Here is a 21,880-nt window from a genome sequence, read left to right as displayed (position 1 = left end):
ATAAAATCAATTATATATAAAAAAATAAAAAGGAGTAATCTATATGAAAAGAATACTTAGCATAATAGGAGCAATCGGATTAACCGCAACAAGTACAACAACATTAATCAGTTGTAAAAAAGAAAATAATAATGAAAACGAAAAAGATAATATACCTATTACACCAACAACAGAAGAACAACCACCAAAAGATAATTATTGAAAAGAAGTTTTAAGTGTTTTAGGAGAAGGAAATACTAATAAATGATATATAGGTATTTTCAAAAAAAATAATAAATGAAATATTATAAAATGAAATGGTAACAAAGAATTTTATTCATATTATTATGATAAAGTTTATCGTTGAGATGGAGTTGGTGAACCAGAAACACCTACAATTAACAAAAACACCGGTGAAATTAATAATTGAAAAGAACAAAAAGGAACTGAATAACAGTTCCTTTTTATATTAATCGCACAAATTTCATAAAGATAATTAATAAAAAGATATTTGTTATTGTACTATACAATGCGGGATTAAATTTTCATACCTCAAATATTTGACTAAAAAAACTATATACTGTTTCAAAAACCTTACCAACACCACTCGCTAATTCATTAACTTGTTTAACACCAGGTTTAGTAGGTAAACATTGATGAATAACATTAACCAAATATTGTAATCTTTGTTTATATAACTTAGTTTGCTTTTTCATTTTATTTTTTATGTTTAGGACAAATAATATCTTGCCTATTACATAAATAACAATCTGATTTTTTCTTAGTCATTATCTAACCTAGAATAACATTGATTAATTAAAACAACATTTTTATTAACACAATTTCAACAATAACGAGACCCATTTTCTCAAACAGTATCATTAATACAAATCATACATAACTGTTGTTGCATATTAACTATTGCTTTCTGTTATTGTTGAATTATTAGAATATTTATTAATAAAATCTTGTTCGGTTTCATAAGGCAATATTTTTGATATTTTACCGTTAAAACCAATTTCTACATTATAGAAACTACCTTCAATCATTTCGGGCAAACTATTTTGAAAATCACTATCTTTGCGAACTCATTTATCTTGGTATTCTTTACCAACTATTTTTTTACCTTCAACTCGTAAAAATGTATATACATCATAATAATTTTCTTTATTTGACTTATCTTTAATAACTTGATTGTACTTAATATCACTTAAATAAACTTTAAACATAACTAAAAAATTCCTTTCATTTACATATATGTAAATAAAGGTTTCACAAAATTTGAAACTTTAAATATATAAATGTATAATTAAATCAAAAAACAACCAAATCATTAATTAAATTATACAAAAGAGTTTTTATTTTAATTATTTTAAAAAATTACTTATATAAACTTATAAACAATAAAACTATTTTTTATTTTAAACATTTATTTAAAAATAGAAAGGAAATAAAAAATGAAAAAAATATATAATCATTATCCTATTTTTAAAATAATACCTACTATACTTTTTATATTTTTTGGTATAGGTTTTGCTTCAAAAGAGTTTTTTGGTTTAAATTTAATTATTTTAATTTTTGAATCTTTGAATCTTAATATAAACAATTTAATAATACAATTTATAATTAAATTAATTGAAATGATAAGTATACCAATAATTTTAATTACTAGTTGTATTATATTTTGCTATCTTATTCATAAAACTATTGAACTGTTTTTAACAAAATAAAAACATTTACCTATATTTAAAGTTTCGGGAATAGAAACCTTTATTGGTTTGAAACAATAAATATAACTAAATGCTATATTATTATTTCTAATTTAATTTTACATAACAAAATAAATATGTCAACTAATATAATTAAAATAAAATACATTAATTCCATAATTTTTTAAAATCTATTATTTTTTAATCTAATAACTTGCATATATATATATATATATATATAATAAAAAATGTGATATAGGTTGGGAATAGTCTATATTACACACTAGTACTTTCCATTTGGAAGGTACTTTTTTTAATATACCTTTGTTTACCTAAATTAAGGTATTTATCTAATTTTTTCCGTGTCTTGTATATGCCAATATCCGTTATTTTATTAAAAAATCGGAATATTTTTTTATCATATGGGACATATTCTTCCATTTGTCAAAAATAATCACTATATCAATCACTATCAATACTTACGCCCATTAAATAACCATCTTTATTATTAAACATAAAATTATGTTTTGTACCTTTTAATGAAGCAATTAACTCCATTTCACACATTTCAATAATACCAACCTTAACAATCGGGTCAGTACAATTTGCACTAAAACGATATGCTTTGGTATTTAAGTCATAAATATTTTTACTTTTTTCTTCGCTTTGTGCTTTTACAATATATTTAGCAACATATTTACTAACAAATTCATTTGTACCAGTTTCAACGGGTAAATTTTTATTATATCCATAAGGTCAACATTTTCTAACTACTTTATTAGGAATATATTCACTAAATATTATATGAAAATGTATTCTTCCTTTTTTTTGATATTCATAGGCAACTAGATATTTTAAATCTTTATATTTATTTTTTTTATATTTAGAAAAATAATAATTTAATCTTCGGATAAACAATCTAAAATGATGGTTTGCTTTTTTAATATCTTGGACATTTTCAGCATAAGTTAAAGTTAAAAAACCCATATTTTTACAACCACTAAAATTATGAATTGCTTTACGAATACAATTTGCTTGTGAACGAACACGACTATTTAATAATTTAGTCTCATTTTCACCAGTATTTTTAATACCATTTGAATTGCCTTTACCAAATTTATTAATACATTCTAACGGTAATACAATCGTTTTAATATAAGGACCATAATATACTTTTTTAACATAATATTTTTGATTAACAAAATTACTACTATCAATATAAGGTCTGTATAGAACTTCTCCAGTCAAACGATTATAAGGATTTATGTTTACATTCATTTTGTATTTCCTTTCTAAAACAAAAATAAAAAAACATTTACCTATATTTAAAGTTTCGGGAATAGAAACCTTTATTGGTTTGAATACATTAAACATTTGGATAAATGTTTTTTTATTCTAATTTAAATTATAAATTTTTTAACTCAAAAATAAAACAATTTTTTTAATTTTAAATTAATTATTATATACTCACCAATATAAAACATTTATAAAAAATGCAAATAAGAAATTTTATTTATATTATATTTTGCATATATTCAAAATATTCTTTAATATTTATATTTGTATTAAAATTATCTTTTTTATTTTTATCAAAAAATTCAAAAAGTATGTCAATTAAATCTTTAAAATTATTAGATATATAATTAACAATATTTCTGTATGATACATAATAAACACCATTTTTTAGTTGCATATATTTACTGCCACTAAAATTATTAATATTTTCTATACATTTAAAATCAAAATTTTTAATATCTATAAATGGAATTAAAAATGAAAAAGGAAAACTTTGATTTCTATCATCATATACAAATAAAAAATAACCATTAAAATTAATATTAAGAATTTCATTTTTAATATTATCTTTCTGTTGCATACTAATTTTTTCATTGTAAAAATAATCACTTTTTATATCATAACTTTGATTTTTCATAAAATAATTTTTAACAATTATTTCTAAATTTTTATCACTTATATTTTTTATACATTTTTCTAAATCTATTTCTTTGTAATAAATTCAAAAAGTAACAAATTCAAAAAGTTTTTTATTTTCATTAATATTAAAATTATTTTCAATAATTTTAATAACTTTATTTTTTCTTTCTATTGCTTTATTTAACTGCCTATAATTATTTTCAGTTTTATTTTCAAAATTAGAAATATAATTTTTAATTAATTCACTATCATTATTAATAATTTTTTCATCTAATTTTGATAAAATGGTAATTTTTATATTAACATAAAAAATTTTATCAGTATAATTTTCATTTTCATTTTCATTTATTCCATTATTTTCATTTTGGGTAATAGTTCTGTTTATTCTATCTGAATCACAACTAACAATAAAAAAACAATTATTTAATCTAAATAATATATTTTTAATAATACTTAAAAATTCAATCATTTTTGGTGTAGTACATCTGTCTAGTTCATCAAAAATAAAGATATTTTTTGAATATTGAGTATATAAATTTATTTGCCTAATAATTTCATTAATTGCCTCATTGTAATTATCAAATTGTAATAAATTATCTTCCTTGTCTTTTGATTTCTGAATTATTTTTTTGATATATTTTAAAGGTGATTCAATTTTGAAATAATGACTTAAAAAATTAATAGCATATTCACCACTAACAGTTATAAAACTTTTTACAAATTTTCCTAAATCAAATTTATTTTTAGGTTGATAATTAAAAAATCTTAATATATCACATAGTATACTTACAAAAATATTGTCAGAAATTTCATATTCTCAAACATTAAATATTTTTACTTGATATTTATTTTTATTATCTTCATTTTTTATTTCTTTAATTTTTTCTTTTAATTTTTTAATATATGTTGTTTTACCACTACCCCATTGTCCTTTAATATTTAAATTATTATTATCATTATTTGTATTATTTAATTGCTTTGTTTCCGTTTTTGCAAAAAAAGCATTAATTGAATTTATTATAATTTCTGTGTTATATGTCATTTTTTTCTCCTTTTTATTTCTAATTTGTATTATATTTATTTTTGATTAATTGTCAATTTTTAAACTTTTAATGTCCTTAAAAATCCTTTGGGACAGTTGTGTTACTTAATATATAATTGATTTTATCATATATCAATTATATATAAATTATTTTGTATTAAGTATTAATTTTATAAGTTAATGAAAGGTATATAAGTTTTATGTATAGTCATTTGAGTTTTATGGATAAAGTTAAATTAGAACAATTATTATTATCAAAAATGTTTTTAAAAAAGAATGGTAAACAGAATATTTCTGCAATAGCTAAATTTTTGAATAGACATAGTAGTACTATTTTACGAGAAATTAAGCGTTTTAAAACTACTGATGAATATAGTGCTTATAAGTCAGATAAAATGTATTATAAGAAAAGAAAAAAGAATAATAAAAGATGTACATTTACGGAAGAACAGATTAATTTTATGAAAATTAGACTTAATAAATATCGTGATGCTCCGAGAGAATTTATTTATCGTTATTTTTTAAAATTTGGTGTTAAATTTCCTGTTTGTGTTAAAACATTGTATAAATGAATTCGTTTAGGTTTTTATGGTTTTTTAAAACAGAATTTGCGACATCGTGGTAAAAAATATAAAACAAAAGGAAAATCTGATAATCGTGGTAAATTAACTGATTTTAGGTCAATTTTAGATATTGAAAATAAAGTTTCTAATGTTGGATGATTTGAAATGGATACTGTTGTTGGAAAAAACCATCAATCTAGTTGTTTAGTTTTAGTAGAACAATCAAGTAAAAAATATTTTGCAATAAAATTAGAAAATCATACTGCTAATGAAGTTTTTGAAAAGTTTAAAGAAATTGTTATAAATAATAATTTAATTGGAAAAATTAAAGGAATAATAACAGATAGAGGGAAAGAATTTAGCAAATGACGAGAAATGGAAATATTTGCTGAAATACAAGTGTATTTTTGTGATGCTGGTTCACCACAACAAAAAACCTTTAATTGAATATATGAATAGTGAATTAAGATATTGATTTCCTAAGGGAACTGATTTTAATAATGTTAGTCAGAAAAGAATAAATTGAGTAGTTAATGTTATAAATGATAAACTCCGACCGTGTTTAAATTGAATAAGTGCTAAAAAAATGTTTTTGCAGAATATATAAACAATAAATATTTAAAAATGTATATTAAATTATAAAATATGTTATTAAAATAATAAAATATGTATTTATTAATTAAAATTAATAAATTATTTTTTTTAGTGTGCTTAAATATGGATAAAATAAAAGAAAAATTAAAATATTTTTATTTTTTTTAAATTTATGGTTGATTTTTGTAATTTTTATTATATTATTTAATTAATAAAGATTTGTTGCACTTCATTTTACATAATTCATTAAGCGATGTGTTACCAACAGTATATGAAAATGTTATTAAAAAAATTGATTAAAAACAAATTAATAATATTTCTATTATTGGTGATGGGCCAATTTGTTTAGGTATTTTATTGTTATTAATATAAATATAATAAAAAGATTGATATTTATGGTCATAATAGTCAAAAATTAAATTATTTTAAAAAAATGGGGGCGCATAAAATTTATGATAGTACTTTAAATACTTTTGATATTAAATATGATTTAGTAATTGAATGTGTCGGTAATGACCGGGGTACTTTTGAGCAGGCACAACAAATGATTAATTTTAATGGTACAATTATTACAATTGGTGTTTTTAAAAAACCAGTTGTCTTTAACTTACAACAATTATGAAATCAAAATATTACTATTCATACCGGAATTTTAAATTGTTATAATTTAAAAGAACTTGTATTAAAAATTGAAAATAAGGAAATTATTCCAAAGTATTTAGTATCAAAAACTTTTAATAAAAATGAAGTGTTAAAAGCATATGAAACTTTTATGGAGACAGATATTTTTAAAGTTGTTGTAAAATTATAACAAGCAATAGAATAGGGTGAAGGAAAGAAATGGGTTTTTTTCAAAAATTAAAAGCAAAACGTGAAGAAAAAAAACAGATTAAATTAGAAAAGGCATTACGTAAAACACGTTTAACCTTTTCTAATGATATTAAAAAATTAGCACATAAGTATAAAGAATATGATGATCAATACTTAGAAGAATTAGAAGAAATTTTAATTGCAAGTGATATGGGAATGAATATGGTTTTACAAATTACTAATCAAATTCGTAAAAAAGTAAAAAAAGGTTGAAGCATTGAGGACACAAATGATTATTTGGTTGAAGTAATTATGGATTTATATAATTATCCAAAAAGTAAACAAAATAAATTAAATATTAAAGACCAGCGCTTAAATGTTATTTTGATGGTTGGTGTTAATGGTGCCGGTAAGACAACAACTATTGCTAAATTAACAAAACAATTTCTTGATCAAAAGAAAAAGGTCCTATTAGTTGCTGGTGATACTTTTCGGGCAGGGGCGGTTGAACAATTAAACCAATGAGCAGAACGTTTAAATGTTAATATTGTTAAACCGTTAAAAGAAGGGCAAGATCCAGCTAGTGTTATTTATGATGGATTAGTTAAAGGAAAAAAAGAACAAGTTGATATTATTATTATTGATACAGCGGGACGTTTACAAAATAAAGTTAATTTAATGAATCAATTAAATAAAATTAATCGTATTATTAAACGAGAAATTCCCGATGCTCCACATGAAACCTTATTAGTAATTGACGGGGTTACTGGTCAAAATGGTATTTCACAAGCAAAGAATTTTTCGGAGGTAACCGATGTTAGTGGGATTGTTTTAACAAAAATGGATGGTACGGCTAAAGGAGGCGTTGTTTTAGCAATTAAGGACCAATTAAACATTCCCGTTAAGTTAATTGGTTTGGGTGAGCAACCAACTGATTTACAAGAATTTGATATTGAGCAATATATTTATAATTTAACCAAAGATTTATTTAACAAGGATGAAGTGGAAATAGAATAATGAAAGATTTGGCAAAATCAAATGAGTTAATTCTTTTATATGAATTATATCGGGAATTATTAACAACAAAGCAAAGAGAATATTTTGAATTATATTTTTTTGATGATTATTCATTAAGTGAAATTGCAGGGTTAAAAAATGTTTCGCGTAATGCTGTTTATGATTCATTGGTAAAAATTACAAATGCTTTGCATAAATTTGAAAATAACTTAAAATTAGGTTATAAGCAACATCAGCGAGATATCATTTATCAAGAATTTGAAAATATTAAGGAATGTGCTGGATTAATAAAAAAATTAAAAAAAATTGATAGTGATTAAGGAGAAAATGAAATGAATATTTTAATGATTGGTGATATTTATGCACAAGCTGGACGGACAGCTGTTAATAAATATTTGCCACAAATAATAAAAAAATATAAGATTGATTTAATTATTGCAAATGGTGAAAATACTACCCATGGGAAATCATTATCAAAGAATCATTATAATGAATTAAAAGAAATGGGGATTAATATTATTACTTCCGGAAATCATATTTTTCGTAATCCAGAAGTTTTAAATTATATTGAAGAAGTAAATAATTTATTAAAACCAGCAAATATGAATTCGTTTACACCTGGGAAAGGCACAGTTGTTATTAAGATTAATAATAAAAAAATTCGTGTGACTAATTTAATGGGTCGTAGTTTTATGGACCCAGTAGATAATCCATACACAATTTTTGAAGAAATTATTAATAATGATGATAGTGAGTTTCATTTTGTTGATTTTCATGCCGAAGCTAGTGCAGAAAAATTAGCTTTTGCTTGGAATTATGATGGTATTATTACTGGTTTTTTTGGAACGCACACTCATGTTCAAACAGCAGATAATCGAATATTGCCAAAAGGAACAGCATATATTACCGATGTTGGGATGTGTGGTAGTTATAATTCAATTATTGGGGCAAATCCAGAAGAAATTATTCTTAAGGAAAAAACTGGTTTACCAGTTCGTTTTGAACCAGCAGCTGAAAATGATAAATTAATTTTTTCAGCGGTATGATTACAAGTAGATGATAAAACTAACCAAGCAGTAAAAATTGAACGAATTTTAATTCATCCAGAAAATGAAGTTGATTTTTTAGGATAATAAAGGAGTAACTTAAATGACTAGTTTAATTAAAACGAATGTAATAATTATTGTTGTTTGTATTATTTTAGGATTTTTTTTGTGTTGTTATTTTTTTCTACGTTGTTATCGTCTTTTAAACAAGAAAACAAAACGAGGAGAAATTCAATTACCTGAATATATCGAACATAAATACTTTATTACTTCTGATCAATATGAATTATCAACATTAGGAACAATTGATAAAACTGGTCAGGATATTATTTTAGCAGTTCATGATTTATACGGTAGTAAGGAAAATTTTACTGGTTTAATTAATAATGAAATATGAGCTAAGCATAAAGTTTCAGTAATTGCTTTTAATCAACGCAATGTCGGAGATAATGTGCCAACTAGTATTAAAAATGTTGGAGTTTTAGTGAATGATATTATTGACGTAATTACAGCATTAAAAAATAAATATGAACAACAAAGAATTATTTTATTATTAGAAGGATTTTCATGTGGTTTAATTAATTTATTATTGAAACAAAAACCATTAATTGAAAAAGTTGTTTTTGTTAATCCAATTACAAATTTAAATGGAATAAGATTTTCAATGATTAGCAAAATTGGGATTGGATTTGGTTTTTTATTTAATTTAAACAAAACTCTTAAAATTCATATTGATTATCAACTTTTAACTCAAAATGAAGATTATAGTACTTTAATGATGGAAAAAGAACAAACTTATTTTTTAAATCAAATTTTACAATTTAATTATCTTAATAAAAAGATAGTAAAACAAATTAATAATCTTAAAGTAAAAACTTTAATATTACAAGCAGAGGTTGATAAATTTTATGATACAAAACAAGTAACTTTAATTAATAATGGACTAGTTAAAATAAAAAAAATTGAAACAGCAAAACATTACTTATTCACTAATCAAAATATTAGTGTTGAAATTCTTACCGAAATAATTAATTTAAATTAAAATTAACTAATTTTTAAGTTATAATATACTTGTTGTCAAGTAACAACATAAAACTTATTCAGAAGTGGTTAGTACGCTAAGCAATGATCCACTAGCAACCCTATATTTAACTAGAAGGTGCTTTTAGCAGGGCAAAATGATATGCTACCAATAAGATTTATTAGTTATTGAATAGAACTTAACTATTAATTTATATGTAAACATATTGTTATTAATGCCACATTATTCTGATGTGGTTTTATTTATGATTAAGGAGAAGAAAAAGATGGGAAAAGAGCGAATTTTATTTACATCAGAATCAGTATCAGAAGGGCATCCTGATAAGATTTGTGATCAAATTTCAGATGCTGTTTTAGATGCATGCTTAAAAGAAGACCCCTTATCACGGGTAGCATGTGAATGCTTTATTACAATAAACCGGGTTATTATTGGTGGTGAGATTACAACAAAAGCAAAAGTTGATTATGCCAATGTAGCACGTAAAGTATTAAAAGAAATTGGTTATAATGATGCAGAATGAGGAATTGATTGACAAACTTGTGAAGTTGAAATATTAGTTAAAACACAATCACCAGATATTTCACTTGGTGTTGATAAAGCTGGAGCTGGTGACCAAGGAATTATGTTTGGTTATGCAACAAATGAATCAGATAATTATATGCCGTTAGCAATTTCTATTGCTCATGCTTTAGTAAAGCGAGCAAGTATGCTGCGTAAAAAAGGAATGTTTATTGGGGCACGACCAGATATGAAATCACAAGTAACGTTAGACATAACAAATGCTAAACATATTTATATTGATACAATCTTAATGTCAATTCAGCATGATGAAGATATTGATGAAGCTAAATTTAAACACTTTGTTATTACGGAAATTATGAAACCAGTTGTGCAAGAATTTAAAATGAATTTAGATTTTAAAGTTTTAATTAATCCAACTGGTCGATTTGTAATTGGTGGACCAAAAGGTGACGCTGGGTTAACAGGGCGAAAAATTATTGTTGATACATATGGTGGTTATGCACGGCATGGTGGTGGTGCTTTTTCGGGAAAAGATGGAACAAAAGTTGATCGTTCAGCAGCATATATGGCTCGTTATGTTGCAAAGAATATTGTTGCGGCAGGATTAACTGAACGATGTGAGATTCAATTATCTTATGCTATTGGAGTTGCTGAACCGATTTCAATTTTTGTTGAAACATTTGGAACTAATTTTGTTGCAAATGATATTATATTGAAGGCGATTAAAGAAAATTTTTATTTTCGCCCCCAAGCAATGATTGAAACGTTAGATTTACAAAAACCAATTTATCAACAAACGGCAACTTATGGGCATTTTGGTCGTTGCCATACTGAACTACCATGAGAAAGATTAGATAAAGTTCAAAGTTTAATAAAATATTTACCAGATGTTTAATTTTTAGATATAATTAACATAAAGAATAAGAGGAGAAAAACTAATGAAGTATAAGTTAATTGCTCTTGATTTGGATGGTACAACAGCAAAGAGAAATCGAATTTCAAAGCAAAATGTTGCAGCAATTAAGTGAGCATTGGCAAATGGTATTAAAGTGATTATTGCAACTGGGCGTAGTATTGGTGCGATTAGAAAAGTTGCAAAAAAATTAGGCATTATTGAAAATAAAATGCCAGTAATTGGTTTTAATGGTGGCATAATTTATGATTTTGCGAAAGAAAAAATTCTTCAACAAAATGTTTTTTCTAATGATGAATTAATCAATGTTTTTTATCTTGCTAATGAGTGTAAAATTCAATTATGAGCATATTCCGTTAAGAATGAACATTTTGCTTATGTTAATACTAAGCATAGTTTGATGACTAAATGAATGAGTTTTCACACAAAACGAAAAAGAATATTAGTATATGATCCTACTACTTTACATGACCAAGCTTACAAGTTTGTTGTTAGTGGTAAAAAAGAGAATGTTCTAAAATTTAAAGCAAAACTTTTAGTAAAATATGAATTTAATATTTTTGATTGGTCATATTTGCAAAATCAAAGTTTAAATTTAGAAATTAGTCCAAAGGATAGTGACAAAAAAGATGCTTTAGAATATCTTGCTAAAATATATAATATTCAACCAGCAGAAATTATTGCGATGGGTGATGGTTCAAATGATTATAAAATGTTAAAATGAGCTGGCGTTGGAATTGCGATGGGAAATGCTAAAGCGGATATTAAAACTATTTCTGATGATACAACTGCCCATTATCGTCGTTCAGGAGTAGCAAAAGCAATTAATAAATATTTTAAAAAATGAATTATGTAAAATGAAGTGCAAGAAACCTTTATTAACTAAATAATATAATAAAAATTACAAAAATCAACCATAAATTTAAAAAAAATAAAAATATTTTAATTTTTCTTTTATTTTATCCATATTTAAGCACACTAAAAAAATAATTTATTAATTTTAATTAATAAATACATATTTTATTATTTTAATAACATATTTTATAATTTAATATACATTTTTAAATATTTTTTGTTTATATATTCTGCAAAAACATTTCTTTAGAACTTATTCAATTTAAACACGGTCGAAGTTTATCATTTATAACATTAACTACTCAATTTATTTTTTGTTGACTAACATTATTAAAATCAGTTCCAGGAGGAAATAATTTTCTAAACTCACCATTCATATATTCAATTAAAGGTTTTTGACGAGGTTTATCAGCATCACAAAAATATACTTGTGTTTCAGCAAATATTTCCATTTCTCTTCACTTAGTAAATTTTTTTTACCTCTATCTGTTATTATTCCTTTTATTTTTCCAATTAAATTATTATTTATAACAATATCTTTAAAATTTTTCTCAACTTCCCTAGCAGTATGATTTTTTAATTTCATTACAAAATAATTTTTACTTGATTGTTCTACTAAAACTAAAACAGCAGATTGATGGTCTTTACCAACTACTGTATCCATTTCAAATCCTCCAACATTAGAAACTTTATTTTCAATATCTCAAATTGACTTAAAATCAGTTAATTTACCACAATTATCAAATTTTAAAAAATAACGATAAATAAATTCTCTCGGAGCATCACGATATTTATTAAGTTTAATTTTCATAAAATTAATCTGTTCTTCCGTAAATTTACATCTTTTATTATTCTTTTTTCTTTTCTTATAATACATTTTATCTGACTTATAAGCACTATATTCTTTAATAGTTTTAAATCTCTTAATTTCTCGTAAAATAGTACTACGATGTCTATTCAAAAATTTAGCAATTACAGAAATATTCTGTTTACCATTCTTTTTTAAAAACATTTTTGATAATAATAATTGTTCTAATTTAACTTTATCCATAAAACTCAAATGACTATACATAAAACTTATATACCTTTCATTAACTTATAAAATTAATACTTAATACAAAATAATTGATATATAATTGATATATGATAAGATCAATTATATAAAACAATAAAAAGGAACAATTTATATGAAAAAATGACTTAGCATAATAGGAGCAATCGGATTAACGACAACAAGCACAACAACAACCAGAAAATAGTAATTGAAAATTAAATACTCGTTTTACTTTACCAGATAATAAATGATATATTGCAATTGTTAAAAAAGAACGAACTGATGATTTTTCTATTATAAAATTTAATTTTAAAGATAAATTAGTTTGAAGTGTTGGAGTACCTTATCATATAATTAATGGAGTATGATATATTGTTAATTCATATTATTATAGTTGAGATGGTAGTGATGAACCACAAATACCAACCATTAACAAAAACATCGGTGAAATTACTAATTGAAAAGAACAAAAAGGAACTGAATAACAGTTCCTTTTTTATATTAATCGTACAAATTTCATAAAAATAATTATGAAAAAGATATTTGTTATTGCACTATACAATTCAGGATTAAATTTTCATACCTCAAATATTTGACTAAAAAACTATATACTGTCTCAAAAACATTACCAACACCACTCGCTAACTCATTCACTTGTTTAACTCCGGGAATAGTATTAACAATTCAAATGACCGCATTTTTAATATGAGCACCAAAATATCATCAATCCTGTGGCGTTACATATTGCACTTGTCATCATTATTGTTTATCGGGGAACAAACCACCGTTATTAATTTCCTTGACTATCAACACCAAAATTTAAATCATAATATCGATACATATCATTCTCTTTTTGTGCTTGCAATTCAAAAACATTATAACCGATTTTTTTGTTCTTCATTTTTTTATATTGCAAACCATATTTATTTTGTAAATTACCGCCAAAAACATAACCATAATTTAATTTAATATTATATTCATTTGTAACCAAAAAATCATAATTAAAAACACTACCATAATTATTAATCGTATAAAACCGATTTTTAAACGCAGAATATAATTTAATATCTAATTGCTTATATTTATCTGAAAAATAAAAATATTGTGGATAAATTTTAAAACCATTATTTACTAATAAACCATATTTTTTATTATAATCTTGAACATAAGTATTATTTTCTAAATCAAAAATCGTGCGTAAATAATTAGTATAAAATTTCTGTGAAATCTTAAACATACTATTTAATAATTTATCAAATTGTAATTTATCATTAATATTTTCACTCAACAAAATATTATTAAAATTTTGTAATTTCAACGCAAAAAAGTTAACTAAAACAGTATCATATTGTAAATTATCAATATATCCATTTTCAATAAACGAACTACGATTTTGAAACACTGGCACCAAAGTACTTGCAAAAAACGACTGTAAAAACTTAGATAGATCAAACTGACCGCTAAATTGTTGATAATATTTTAAATCTTTACTATTTAATGATGAATAAATTGAACCATTAAAATTAAAAAATTCACCCATTGCCGTTCGCATAAAACTAAAATTAAAACTTAAATCATCATTATTAATATTATTTAATTCTAAACTACCAATTCATCAACCGTTTCAAAATCAAAAATTATCCGCTTTGTTCCAACCTTATTCGGATTTTCATAATCCGCACTACCACCTTGTTGAACTCTAATATTTTCCTGCAAAAACAGAATATAAAGATAAATTAATAATTTTTTTACACGACTTTGTTGATAACTATTTCAATCAGTAATTTCACCGGTGTTTTTATCAATAATAGGTATTTGTGGTTCATTATCACCATCTCAACGATAATATGAATTAACAATATATTATCTTGTAAAGATAAATTATATATTGTTGTAAATTAGTATATATTAATTTTTATCATTAAGTTAACTAATTATTCTAATATTATTTAAAATAAATTATAAAATAAGTTATAATATAAAAGTAATATTTAATACGATTAGAAAAAGGGTTGAAAAGAATGATATATATGTTAGCAACAAATGATAATTTATTAATTTCACAAACAATTTTAATCATTGTTTTATTATGTTTAGCAATTGTTTTTTGCTGTTATGGCATTATTGCTGCGCGAAAAGTTGCAATTGCTGCTAAGAAATTTGATTATTTTGTTGAAGACTTAACTTATAAATCAGAAATGTTAAATTCTACTGTTGATACCGTTGTTAAAGTTTCAAATTATATTGATGTTTTTGAAGCTTTTGCAAAACGAAATGTTAAAGCATGAGTGAAAATTATTGCTCGTAATAAAGACATTGCCTATCGAATTGTTGATAAATTAAAAGATTTTGCTAATTCTGATGAGAAGGAATAATTATGGCATTTAAATTTGTTAAAACATTGGCAGTGATGGTAGTAGGAATGTTAATTGCTCCGAAAAAAGGTTCAGAATTACGACAAGATTTCATTAATTTAGTTAAAAAATATAATCCACAACTTAAAAAAATGGTTAATAAAATTGAGATTGTATGAGAAAAATCGCAAGGAATAGAATCAGATGAAGTTGCAGCTGATATTGAATTGCACATTAAAAATGTCAAAGGTGCAGTTGAAATTTTAGATTCTGCTTCAACAAAAGAAATGGCTTATAAGACATTAAAGAAAATTGATAATGGTGCAGTTAAATTAATTAAAGCATCAGCAAAATCACCTAATGTGCGCGCAGTGGCAAAAGATTTAGCAAAAATAACAGTTTCAGCAATTGACGCTGGAATTAAGGTAACTGAAGATTTAAAAAAAACATCAGCATCAATTTCTGAAAAAATTATTGAAGAAGGAAAGTCTGCCCCAATTAAAAAAGATTCAAAAGTAGATAAGAAATAACTCTAATAATTTAGAGTTTTTTAAATAGCAAAGGAGATAAATGATGGTAAAAAATATTTTAGAAGAATTAAGATGAAGAGGACTATTAAAACAAGTAACTAATGAAGCAAAATTATTAAAAGCGCAAGAATTAAAAAAAGGAGTTTATTGTGGTTTTGATCCAACCGGTGATTCATTACATGTTGGGCATTTAATTCAAATTATGTTATTAAAACGTTTTGAAATGTTTGGATTTCAACCAATTGCTATTATTGGTGGTGGGACAGGAATGATTGGTGATCCTAGTGGAAAAAAAGCAGAACGGGTATTGCTAGATGATAAAACAATTAAATATAATGTGGAAACCATTAGTAATCAAATGCAACAATTAATTGGTTCAAAAGTTAAAATGGTTAATAATGCTGAATGATTGCAAAAAATGACCTTGATTTATTTTTTGCGAAATGTTGGTAAAGATTTTAATATTAGTTATTTATTATCAAAAGAAAATATTGCAACTAGAATTGAAGTTGGTTTATCATATACTGAATTTGCTTACACATTATTGCAGGCTTATGACTTTTATCAATTATATATTAATTATGATTGTGCTGTTCAAACTGGTGGTAGTGACCAATGAGGAAATATTACTTCGGGTACAGATTATATTTATAAACAAATTGGAGAAGATAATTTAGCTTGTGGTTTGACAATGAATTTATTAACAAAAGCTAATGGTTCCAAATTTGGAAAAACAGAATCAGGGGCAGTTTGATTAGATTCAAAAAAAACATCACCTTATGAATTTTATCAATTCTTTTATAACCAAGATGACCAAGAAGCGGGGAAATTATTACGTTATTTAACAATGTTATCTGAAAAAGAAATTATTGCTCTTGAAGCAGCTCACCAAAATGAACCAGCACAACGCATTGCACAAAAAAAACTAGCAGAAGAAGTAACTTTATTTGTTCATCAAGCAGCAGGATTAAAAACAGCACAAATTGTTAGCGAAGCTTTATTTAAAGGCAATTTACATGAATTATCAGAGCAACAGCTAGACCAACTTGATAACAATTTACCTAATTTTCATTTAACAAATCTTAATTTGCCGCTGCTTGATTTATTAGTACAAGCACAGATTGTTTCTTCTAAACGTGAAGGTCGTGAGTTTTTAGAACAAGGTGCAATTACTATTAATGGGCAAATTGTTAAAGAAGAAACTTGACTTGTAGCAAAAGATAAGTTTTTATTTGATAAATATTTAATTATTCGTCGTGGAAAACGAAAATATCATTTAATTTATCTTACAACTAACAAAAAATAAAAAAAGAACATTTTACCATTTAAATAATGATATTTATAGGAATAAAGTGTTCTTTTTAGTTTTTTAAATTATTGCAATTTAATAGGTTTATTTTTAGTTGCTTTCTTTTTATTTTTAAAATAAAGACGAGTATAATAAATTAATTGTGCTAATAATATAACAAAAATATTGATAAAAGCGAATAAACGACAATGTCAAGGTGTTTGTGGTAAAGCAAACACAGCAATTAATAATGATAACGCATAAGCATTTAAGATTCCCCAAATTGTAATTTTATGTCATAATTTTAGTTTTCTTTTTTGACCTTTTTTCATACTTGTGACCTTTCTTTGAATTTTTCCATATTTAATATGTGTAAAATTACACTTAGTATTATTTTAGCTTAAAAATATTAGATTTTTTTTTTTTTTTTTTAAATTAAGATATTTTTACATTAAATTGTAAATGTAATAAATTTCTTAACTAAATAGTAATATATAATATAAAAATAAACATTTTAAAATTAATTTGATTTTGGTAAATATAATGTCAAAAATTCATGTCAGAATTCTCATGCTCTTGTTTTTAATTCATTTGGTATTAAAAATCAATATACAAATCCTTCACCAATAACTTCATATAAACTAGAAAAAGAATATGAATTAAGATGAAATAATTTAAAAATTTTTCTTTGTCTAAGATTGCTCAATTATTAAAATTAATAATTTTACTTGTTAAAAAATCTTTTAATTTATTACTTATACTTATATGCATATTATATTTTAAAAAGTGATCTAACATATGTCCTAATTCATGAAAGAAAACTCTAAAAGGATCAAGAACAGAAGAATAAGCAGTATAAAATGAATGATTTCCCATAGCATTATAATAACATTGTAATGTTCGTGCATGAATTTGAATTTGAATATGATGGTCAAAATGACCGTATCCATCTGCATCAAGAACTTGAGCAATATCAATTCATTTTAATACATTATGAAAATTATTTTTTTTCTCAACTACTAGCCATATAATTATAAAATCTTACCATTAATTGTTTTAATTTATTAATATATGTCGGACAATAATTATTAATAAAATTTGTTAAAGATGATTTAGTTTTTGGATTTAAAAAATTTAATAATTCTTCATATGAATTAAATTATCGTTTTTCATAAAATGGTAAGTTAGGATATTCAGCATGACTTAAAAAGGCATTTGTTAAATTTTTTTCAAGATCTGTTGCTGGGTTTTTACTAATTCATAAGCCATTATAGCCACGTTGTTGCATTCAAGTTTGATTTGGAACATATTGTTGATTTAAATTAATTTGATTTAACACTGATTTATCAAGAAGATAATTAAGGGTAACTGAACCTCGGTAAATCTTAAAATCATTAGAAGTAATTGTAGCCGTTGTAGCCGTAATATTATTTTTAATGTGAATTTTATTAATCTTTAATGCTGGCAACTTTTGTTTTAATATAGTTTTAATTTGCTATTCTGTTGGAAGATGGGAACCATTAGTTTTAATTGCTTGTAAATTTGGGCTACTAATAATTGTATTTAGTAGTATTATTTTTTGGTTTAAATAAGTATGATATAGCAAATATAAAATAATGCTTAATAAAAATCCTACGATAAAAATTAATACTATGTTGGTTGTATAAATTAATTTTTTTTGTTTTTTCATTACTATTACCACCTTTACTATTTAATATTTTTCAAAATTCATTATATAGTTATCATGATTTAAAATAATATAAACAAAAATAAATTTAACATTTATCAAATTATTTCTAATTTATTATTATAATTTTACAAATAATTTGATAAAAATAAAATTTTAGTTTTTAAAATTTAATGCGGACATCAATATATAAAAAATAGCAAACCATTTTCATTTATGCAATGCTACAATCAGGGCAGACTATGAGAAAAGTTTTGTTTGTTTTTGCTTGTATTTTAAATTAAAAAATTATTGTTTTTTAATAAAGAAAGCGAGGTAAATATTAAATGAAAAAGATATTAGCATTATTAACTAGTTTATCAGTAAATAATATATTTGTTACTTCTATTGTGAGTTGTACATTTTGTTCAAATAATTCAAAAGAAGTAAATTTACCAAATGAAAATATTGATTCTAAACCTAATGAGGATTCTCAAGATGTGAAAGTATCAATAGATGATGAAACAAAAGATGATAAAACAATAGATAATGAAACAAAACCATATTATGAATATACAATGTTAGCAACTGGTAGTGGTTTATTTCAATTTATAAAAAAGGTGATATAGCGATTGTTTATGATACTGGAATTGGTGGGTCACCACGTGCATGAAATACTAAATTATATAATGGTAATATTTGACCAACTAAGGTTTTAAAAGAAAAGGTAATTAATAAGATTTCGACTATTTTTTTCAGTCACTTTCATATTGATCATTATTCAAATTTCAGAAGTATCTTAAATAATTTTCAAGTTGATAATATCATTTTTAATTATGAAGCAAATGAATTTATGAAAAAATTTATTGATTCAATTAGCCTTAATACAAAAATTTATGATAAGTTGGAAGAATTTTATATTTTTGAGGGTATTAAATTTCATAATTGGAGTTATTATGCAAAAGATTTTCTTGAAAAAGTAATTTCTTGTCATAAAAAACAAGTAAATCGAAATAATTTATCAAAATTATTTTAGTTTAAAAATTGATGAAAATAAAAAATATGTAGTCAATAGTAGCATTAATAATAAAAGTGGACCAACAGATTTTTTATTTACTGGTGATGCTGAAAAATAACTCGGAGAGGCTATTGCTAGTCAAAAACCTGATATTTTTAAAAATATTGATATTTATCAAGTGCCACATCATGGAAATAAAAATTCTCTTGATAAATCTTTTTTAAAAAATTAAGTCCAGAAAATTGTTATATTCTAGCTACATATGATGAGGAAAATACATCATGACGTAATTTTATGGGAGCAGCAAGCCACAAATTTCCAGATGGTAATATTATTGAACAATTAAAAGAAAGTGGTTGTAAAGAAATTAGTATGACAGGAAAACCATATAATGGTTTAACAACTAGTCAATTAGAAAAAATTAATATTACTGAAGTGATAATTACTATTTATTTAGATAAAAACTGGCAGATTTTTGGTAAAAAATATTTTAAAAATACGATTTTAAATTCTCTTTAGATAAAAGTAATTAATTAAAAAAATAATACATTTAACCAAATGTATTATTTTTTTAATTAGAAGAATCTTTTTTATTTAATTCTCCTTCATTTTTAGCTTTTTCATAAATCTCAACAATTGCTTTATGACGTAAATATTCTTCTTCTGAAATATTATGAATAAGGCGTTCTTTAATTTCCTCTTCAATAAATAAAGAAAGATATTTATTTAAAGTATTAACTGCGTGATTAATTTCATCATTTTCTGTAACAAAATCATTAATTAATTCAAATTTTTCTTCTCATGATAAGTTATTAACAAATTCTAAAATAAATCTTGGATTCTCTTTAATATATTCTGATAAGGGTTTATCAACATGTTCATCGATAAAAAGATCAATTTTTTCTGGCAACATAGCTGTTTTTACCTCCTACTATATTTTTTTAATAATATTAATAATTTTTAATTATTGACATTATTAAGTTCACTTTAATTATAACATTTATTTTTAAAAAACATTTTTGCATTTTTGACAATAAATCTATATAATATTTGCAAATAAGGTAAAATAATTCTTTAAAGGTAAGGTGTAGTAAAATGAACAGGCTATTTGAAATTAATTATATTGATTGACCATTAATATTATTTATTGCTAAGGTATTAGTCTTTTTTGCTGTTGTTTATTTTGCTTCATATCTTACAAATCTTACTGTTTTAAAGAAAAAAACAAAACAAAGTTTAACAATTATCTTTTTAGTTGGAATTCAAACTAGTTTTTATTTTTTAATAATGGATACAACGAATTTATTGGTTCTTCGTAATCTCCTTTCCTTAACAGTTTGCTTAATTAGTTTATGAATCTTAATTGGGAAACAATTGCTTCCTAATTATTATAATGATTCAATTATTTGTCTTTTTTCAATTATATTTAAAGTTAGTTTAATAACAATATTTGCAATTCATAAAGCTAGCATCAAAGGCTCAGACAATATGGTTATTCTTATTTTTCTAGTTTTTATTTCGTTTATTGCAACAATATATTTTTTTAAACAATATTGAACAAAATATTTAAAAATTGTCTTAATTAATAAAATTTTAGCTTATATCAATACATTTAAGCCATTTCATCGTGCTTTAAATGAAAATAATATTTCTCTTGTATTATTTTCACAAAATGTTTTTGTTTTAATTTCCCTTGCTTTTTCTGTTAATAGTACAATTATGTTTAAAAAACTTTTATTAATTTTAAAACAACAAAATATTAGGGAAAATTTTAGTTTCATTAATTTATGTGAATTAGATAATGCTATTAAGTCTTTGCAAATGCATATGCTAGTAAATAAACGTAGTGAAAAAGAATTAAAAATTATTGTAAATGGTTATCAACGAGAGTGTTTAAATTAGTATAGTCTTATAAATGTTATTTTTAATTAAATAAAATTTTA

General features: G+C 23.4%; 24 protein-coding genes, 5 pseudogenes and 1 riboswitch. Of the genes and pseudogenes, 17 read left to right on the top strand and 12 right to left on the bottom strand.

All coding sequences use genetic code 4. The features are described 5' to 3' along the window. Window positions 1–43 precede the first annotated feature (43 nt). Window positions 44–433, top strand: a complete 390-nt coding sequence (locus SDAV_RS04965) for a lipoprotein (RefSeq protein WP_114564784.1) — start codon at window positions 44–46, stop codon at window positions 431–433. Between the two features lie 10 nt (window positions 434–443). Here SDAV_RS04965 and SDAV_RS11935 read toward each other — a convergent pair. From SDAV_RS11935 to SDAV_RS04940, 5 genes and pseudogenes are all read right to left on the bottom strand, one after another. After that, window positions 444–617, bottom strand: a pseudogene (locus SDAV_RS11935) (spiroplasma phage ORF1-like family protein); the annotation flags it as partial. A gap of 143 nt (window positions 618–760) precedes the next feature. After that, complete coding sequence (locus tag SDAV_RS14015) at window positions 761–892, bottom strand: hypothetical protein (protein WP_281268853.1); 132 nt, start codon at window positions 890–892, stop codon at window positions 761–763. 1 nt (window position 893) lies between these two features. Continuing rightward, a complete protein-coding gene (locus tag SDAV_RS04955; RefSeq protein WP_114564139.1) occupies window positions 894–1,208 on the bottom strand; it encodes a hypothetical protein in 315 nt (104 codons plus the stop codon). Between the two features lie 756 nt (window positions 1,209–1,964). After that, a complete protein-coding gene (locus SDAV_RS04945; RefSeq protein ID WP_114564782.1) occupies window positions 1,965–2,966 on the bottom strand; it encodes a rolling circle replication-associated protein in 1,002 nt (333 codons plus the stop codon). Between the two features lie 235 nt (window positions 2,967–3,201). Continuing rightward, entirely contained in the window at window positions 3,202–4,665 is a 1,464-nt protein-coding gene (locus tag SDAV_RS04940; protein ID WP_114564781.1) for a P-loop NTPase fold protein, read from the bottom strand. Window positions 4,666–4,865: 200 nt separating this feature from the next. Here SDAV_RS04940 and SDAV_RS04935 point away from each other — a divergent pair. The 8 genes and pseudogenes from SDAV_RS04935 (at window position 4,866) to SDAV_RS04900 (ending at window position 12,028) form a co-directional block, all read left to right on the top strand. Next, window positions 4,866–5,835, top strand: a pseudogene (locus tag SDAV_RS04935) (IS30 family transposase). Window positions 5,836–6,255: 420 nt separating this feature from the next. Continuing rightward, a complete protein-coding gene (locus SDAV_RS04930; protein ID WP_245938537.1) occupies window positions 6,256–6,633 on the top strand; it encodes a zinc-binding dehydrogenase in 378 nt (125 codons plus the stop codon). Window positions 6,634–6,662: 29 nt separating this feature from the next. After that, complete coding sequence (gene ftsY, locus SDAV_RS04925) at window positions 6,663–7,649, top strand: signal recognition particle-docking protein FtsY (protein WP_114564780.1); 987 nt, start codon at window positions 6,663–6,665, stop codon at window positions 7,647–7,649. Then, window positions 7,649–7,969, top strand: a complete 321-nt coding sequence (ylxM, locus tag SDAV_RS04920; RefSeq protein WP_114564779.1) for a YlxM family DNA-binding protein — start codon at window positions 7,649–7,651, stop codon at window positions 7,967–7,969. Before ftsY ends, ylxM begins: the two co-directional genes overlap by 1 nt. A 12-nt stretch (window positions 7,970–7,981) precedes the next feature. After that, window positions 7,982–8,782: a TIGR00282 family metallophosphoesterase gene (locus tag SDAV_RS04915; RefSeq protein ID WP_114564778.1), complete on the top strand. Its 801-nt coding sequence runs from the start codon at window positions 7,982–7,984 to the stop codon at window positions 8,780–8,782. 16 nt (window positions 8,783–8,798) lie between these two features. Further along, window positions 8,799–9,737: an alpha/beta hydrolase family protein gene (locus tag SDAV_RS04910; protein WP_114564777.1), complete on the top strand. Its 939-nt coding sequence runs from the start codon at window positions 8,799–8,801 to the stop codon at window positions 9,735–9,737. Window positions 9,738–9,788: 51 nt separating this feature from the next. Next, a riboswitch (SAM riboswitch) is annotated at window positions 9,789–9,894 on the top strand. Window positions 9,895–10,002: 108 nt separating this feature from the next. Continuing rightward, complete coding sequence (metK, locus tag SDAV_RS04905; protein WP_114564776.1) at window positions 10,003–11,154, top strand: methionine adenosyltransferase; 1,152 nt, start codon at window positions 10,003–10,005, stop codon at window positions 11,152–11,154. A 43-nt stretch (window positions 11,155–11,197) separates the two neighbouring features. Beyond that, window positions 11,198–12,028: an HAD family hydrolase gene (locus SDAV_RS04900; RefSeq protein ID WP_114564775.1), complete on the top strand. Its 831-nt coding sequence runs from the start codon at window positions 11,198–11,200 to the stop codon at window positions 12,026–12,028. A 220-nt stretch (window positions 12,029–12,248) separates the two neighbouring features. Here the strand turns inward: SDAV_RS04900 and SDAV_RS04895 are convergent. Further along, window positions 12,249–13,099: pseudogene (locus tag SDAV_RS04895) on the bottom strand (IS30 family transposase). A gap of 478 nt (window positions 13,100–13,577) precedes the next feature. Continuing rightward, window positions 13,578–14,926: pseudogene (locus tag SDAV_RS14625) on the bottom strand (spiroplasma phage ORF1-like family protein); the annotation flags it as partial. 176 nt (window positions 14,927–15,102) lie between these two features. On the opposite strand from SDAV_RS14625, the gene SDAV_RS04885 reads away from it, so the two are divergent. From SDAV_RS04885 to tyrS, 3 genes are read left to right on the top strand one after another with little or no spacing between them, the layout of a single operon-like run. Continuing rightward, window positions 15,103–15,456, top strand: coding sequence for a hypothetical protein (locus SDAV_RS04885; RefSeq protein ID WP_004572327.1), 354 nt, complete (start codon window positions 15,103–15,105; stop codon window positions 15,454–15,456). Window positions 15,457–15,458: 2 nt separating this feature from the next. Continuing rightward, window positions 15,459–15,965, top strand: coding sequence for a hypothetical protein (locus SDAV_RS04880; RefSeq protein ID WP_114564774.1), 507 nt, complete (start codon window positions 15,459–15,461; stop codon window positions 15,963–15,965). Window positions 15,966–16,008: 43 nt separating this feature from the next. Next, on the top strand, window positions 16,009–17,271 hold the full coding sequence (tyrS, locus tag SDAV_RS04875) for a tyrosine--tRNA ligase (protein ID WP_114564773.1): 1,263 nt from the start codon (window positions 16,009–16,011) through the stop codon (window positions 17,269–17,271). Window positions 17,272–17,339: 68 nt separating this feature from the next. Here tyrS and SDAV_RS04870 read toward each other — a convergent pair whose 3' ends face one another. The 4 genes from SDAV_RS04870 to SDAV_RS13115 form a co-directional block, all read right to left on the bottom strand. Beyond that, window positions 17,340–17,585 (bottom strand): hypothetical protein, encoded by a 246-nt coding sequence (locus SDAV_RS04870; RefSeq protein WP_114564772.1) that lies wholly within the window; start codon window positions 17,583–17,585, stop codon window positions 17,340–17,342. A 265-nt stretch (window positions 17,586–17,850) separates the two neighbouring features. Further along, a complete protein-coding gene (locus tag SDAV_RS13125; protein WP_245938536.1) occupies window positions 17,851–18,129 on the bottom strand; it encodes a hypothetical protein in 279 nt (92 codons plus the stop codon). Window positions 18,130–18,412: 283 nt separating this feature from the next. Next, a complete protein-coding gene (locus tag SDAV_RS13120; RefSeq protein WP_245938535.1) occupies window positions 18,413–18,721 on the bottom strand; it encodes a hypothetical protein in 309 nt (102 codons plus the stop codon). Window positions 18,722–18,748: 27 nt separating this feature from the next. Further along, on the bottom strand, window positions 18,749–18,943 hold the full coding sequence (locus tag SDAV_RS13115; protein ID WP_245938534.1) for a hypothetical protein: 195 nt from the start codon (window positions 18,941–18,943) through the stop codon (window positions 18,749–18,751). Between the two features lie 323 nt (window positions 18,944–19,266). On the opposite strand from SDAV_RS13115, the gene SDAV_RS13110 reads away from it, so the two are divergent. The 4 genes and pseudogenes from SDAV_RS13110 to SDAV_RS13100 all read left to right on the top strand — a co-directional run bounded on the left by SDAV_RS13110 (window position 19,267) and on the right by SDAV_RS13100 (window position 20,456). Then, complete coding sequence (locus SDAV_RS13110; protein ID WP_245938533.1) at window positions 19,267–19,548, top strand: hypothetical protein; 282 nt, start codon at window positions 19,267–19,269, stop codon at window positions 19,546–19,548. Continuing rightward, window positions 19,521–19,751: pseudogene (locus SDAV_RS14370) on the top strand (MBL fold metallo-hydrolase); the annotation flags it as partial. The gene SDAV_RS13110 and the pseudogene SDAV_RS14370, both read left to right, overlap by 28 nt. Window positions 19,752–19,772: 21 nt before the next feature. Beyond that, the gene (locus SDAV_RS13105; RefSeq protein ID WP_245938532.1) at window positions 19,773–19,955 is read left to right on the top strand and encodes a hypothetical protein; all 183 of its coding nucleotides are present in this window, start codon (window positions 19,773–19,775) and stop codon (window positions 19,953–19,955) included. 276 nt (window positions 19,956–20,231) lie between these two features. Then, window positions 20,232–20,456, top strand: a complete 225-nt coding sequence (locus tag SDAV_RS13100) for a hypothetical protein (RefSeq protein ID WP_245938531.1) — start codon at window positions 20,232–20,234, stop codon at window positions 20,454–20,456. 52 nt (window positions 20,457–20,508) lie between these two features. Here the strand turns inward: SDAV_RS13100 and SDAV_RS04855 are convergent, their stop codons facing one another. Next, on the bottom strand, window positions 20,509–20,850 hold the full coding sequence (locus SDAV_RS04855; RefSeq protein ID WP_114564771.1) for a hypothetical protein: 342 nt from the start codon (window positions 20,848–20,850) through the stop codon (window positions 20,509–20,511). Window positions 20,851–21,032: 182 nt separating this feature from the next. Here SDAV_RS04855 and SDAV_RS04850 point away from each other — a divergent pair, with 182 nt between their 5' ends. Continuing rightward, window positions 21,033–21,839, top strand: coding sequence for a hypothetical protein (locus SDAV_RS04850; RefSeq protein ID WP_114564770.1), 807 nt, complete (start codon window positions 21,033–21,035; stop codon window positions 21,837–21,839). The last annotated feature ends 41 nt before the right edge of the window (window positions 21,840–21,880 follow it).

The sequence above is a fragment of the Spiroplasma phoeniceum P40 genome (assembly GCF_003339775.1).
GTDB classification, from domain to species: Bacteria; Bacillota_I; Bacilli_A; order Mycoplasmatales; family Mycoplasmataceae; genus Spiroplasma; species Spiroplasma phoeniceum.
Note: the sequence above shows the minus strand (reverse complement) of the source record. Positions and strands in the feature narration are given on the sequence as shown.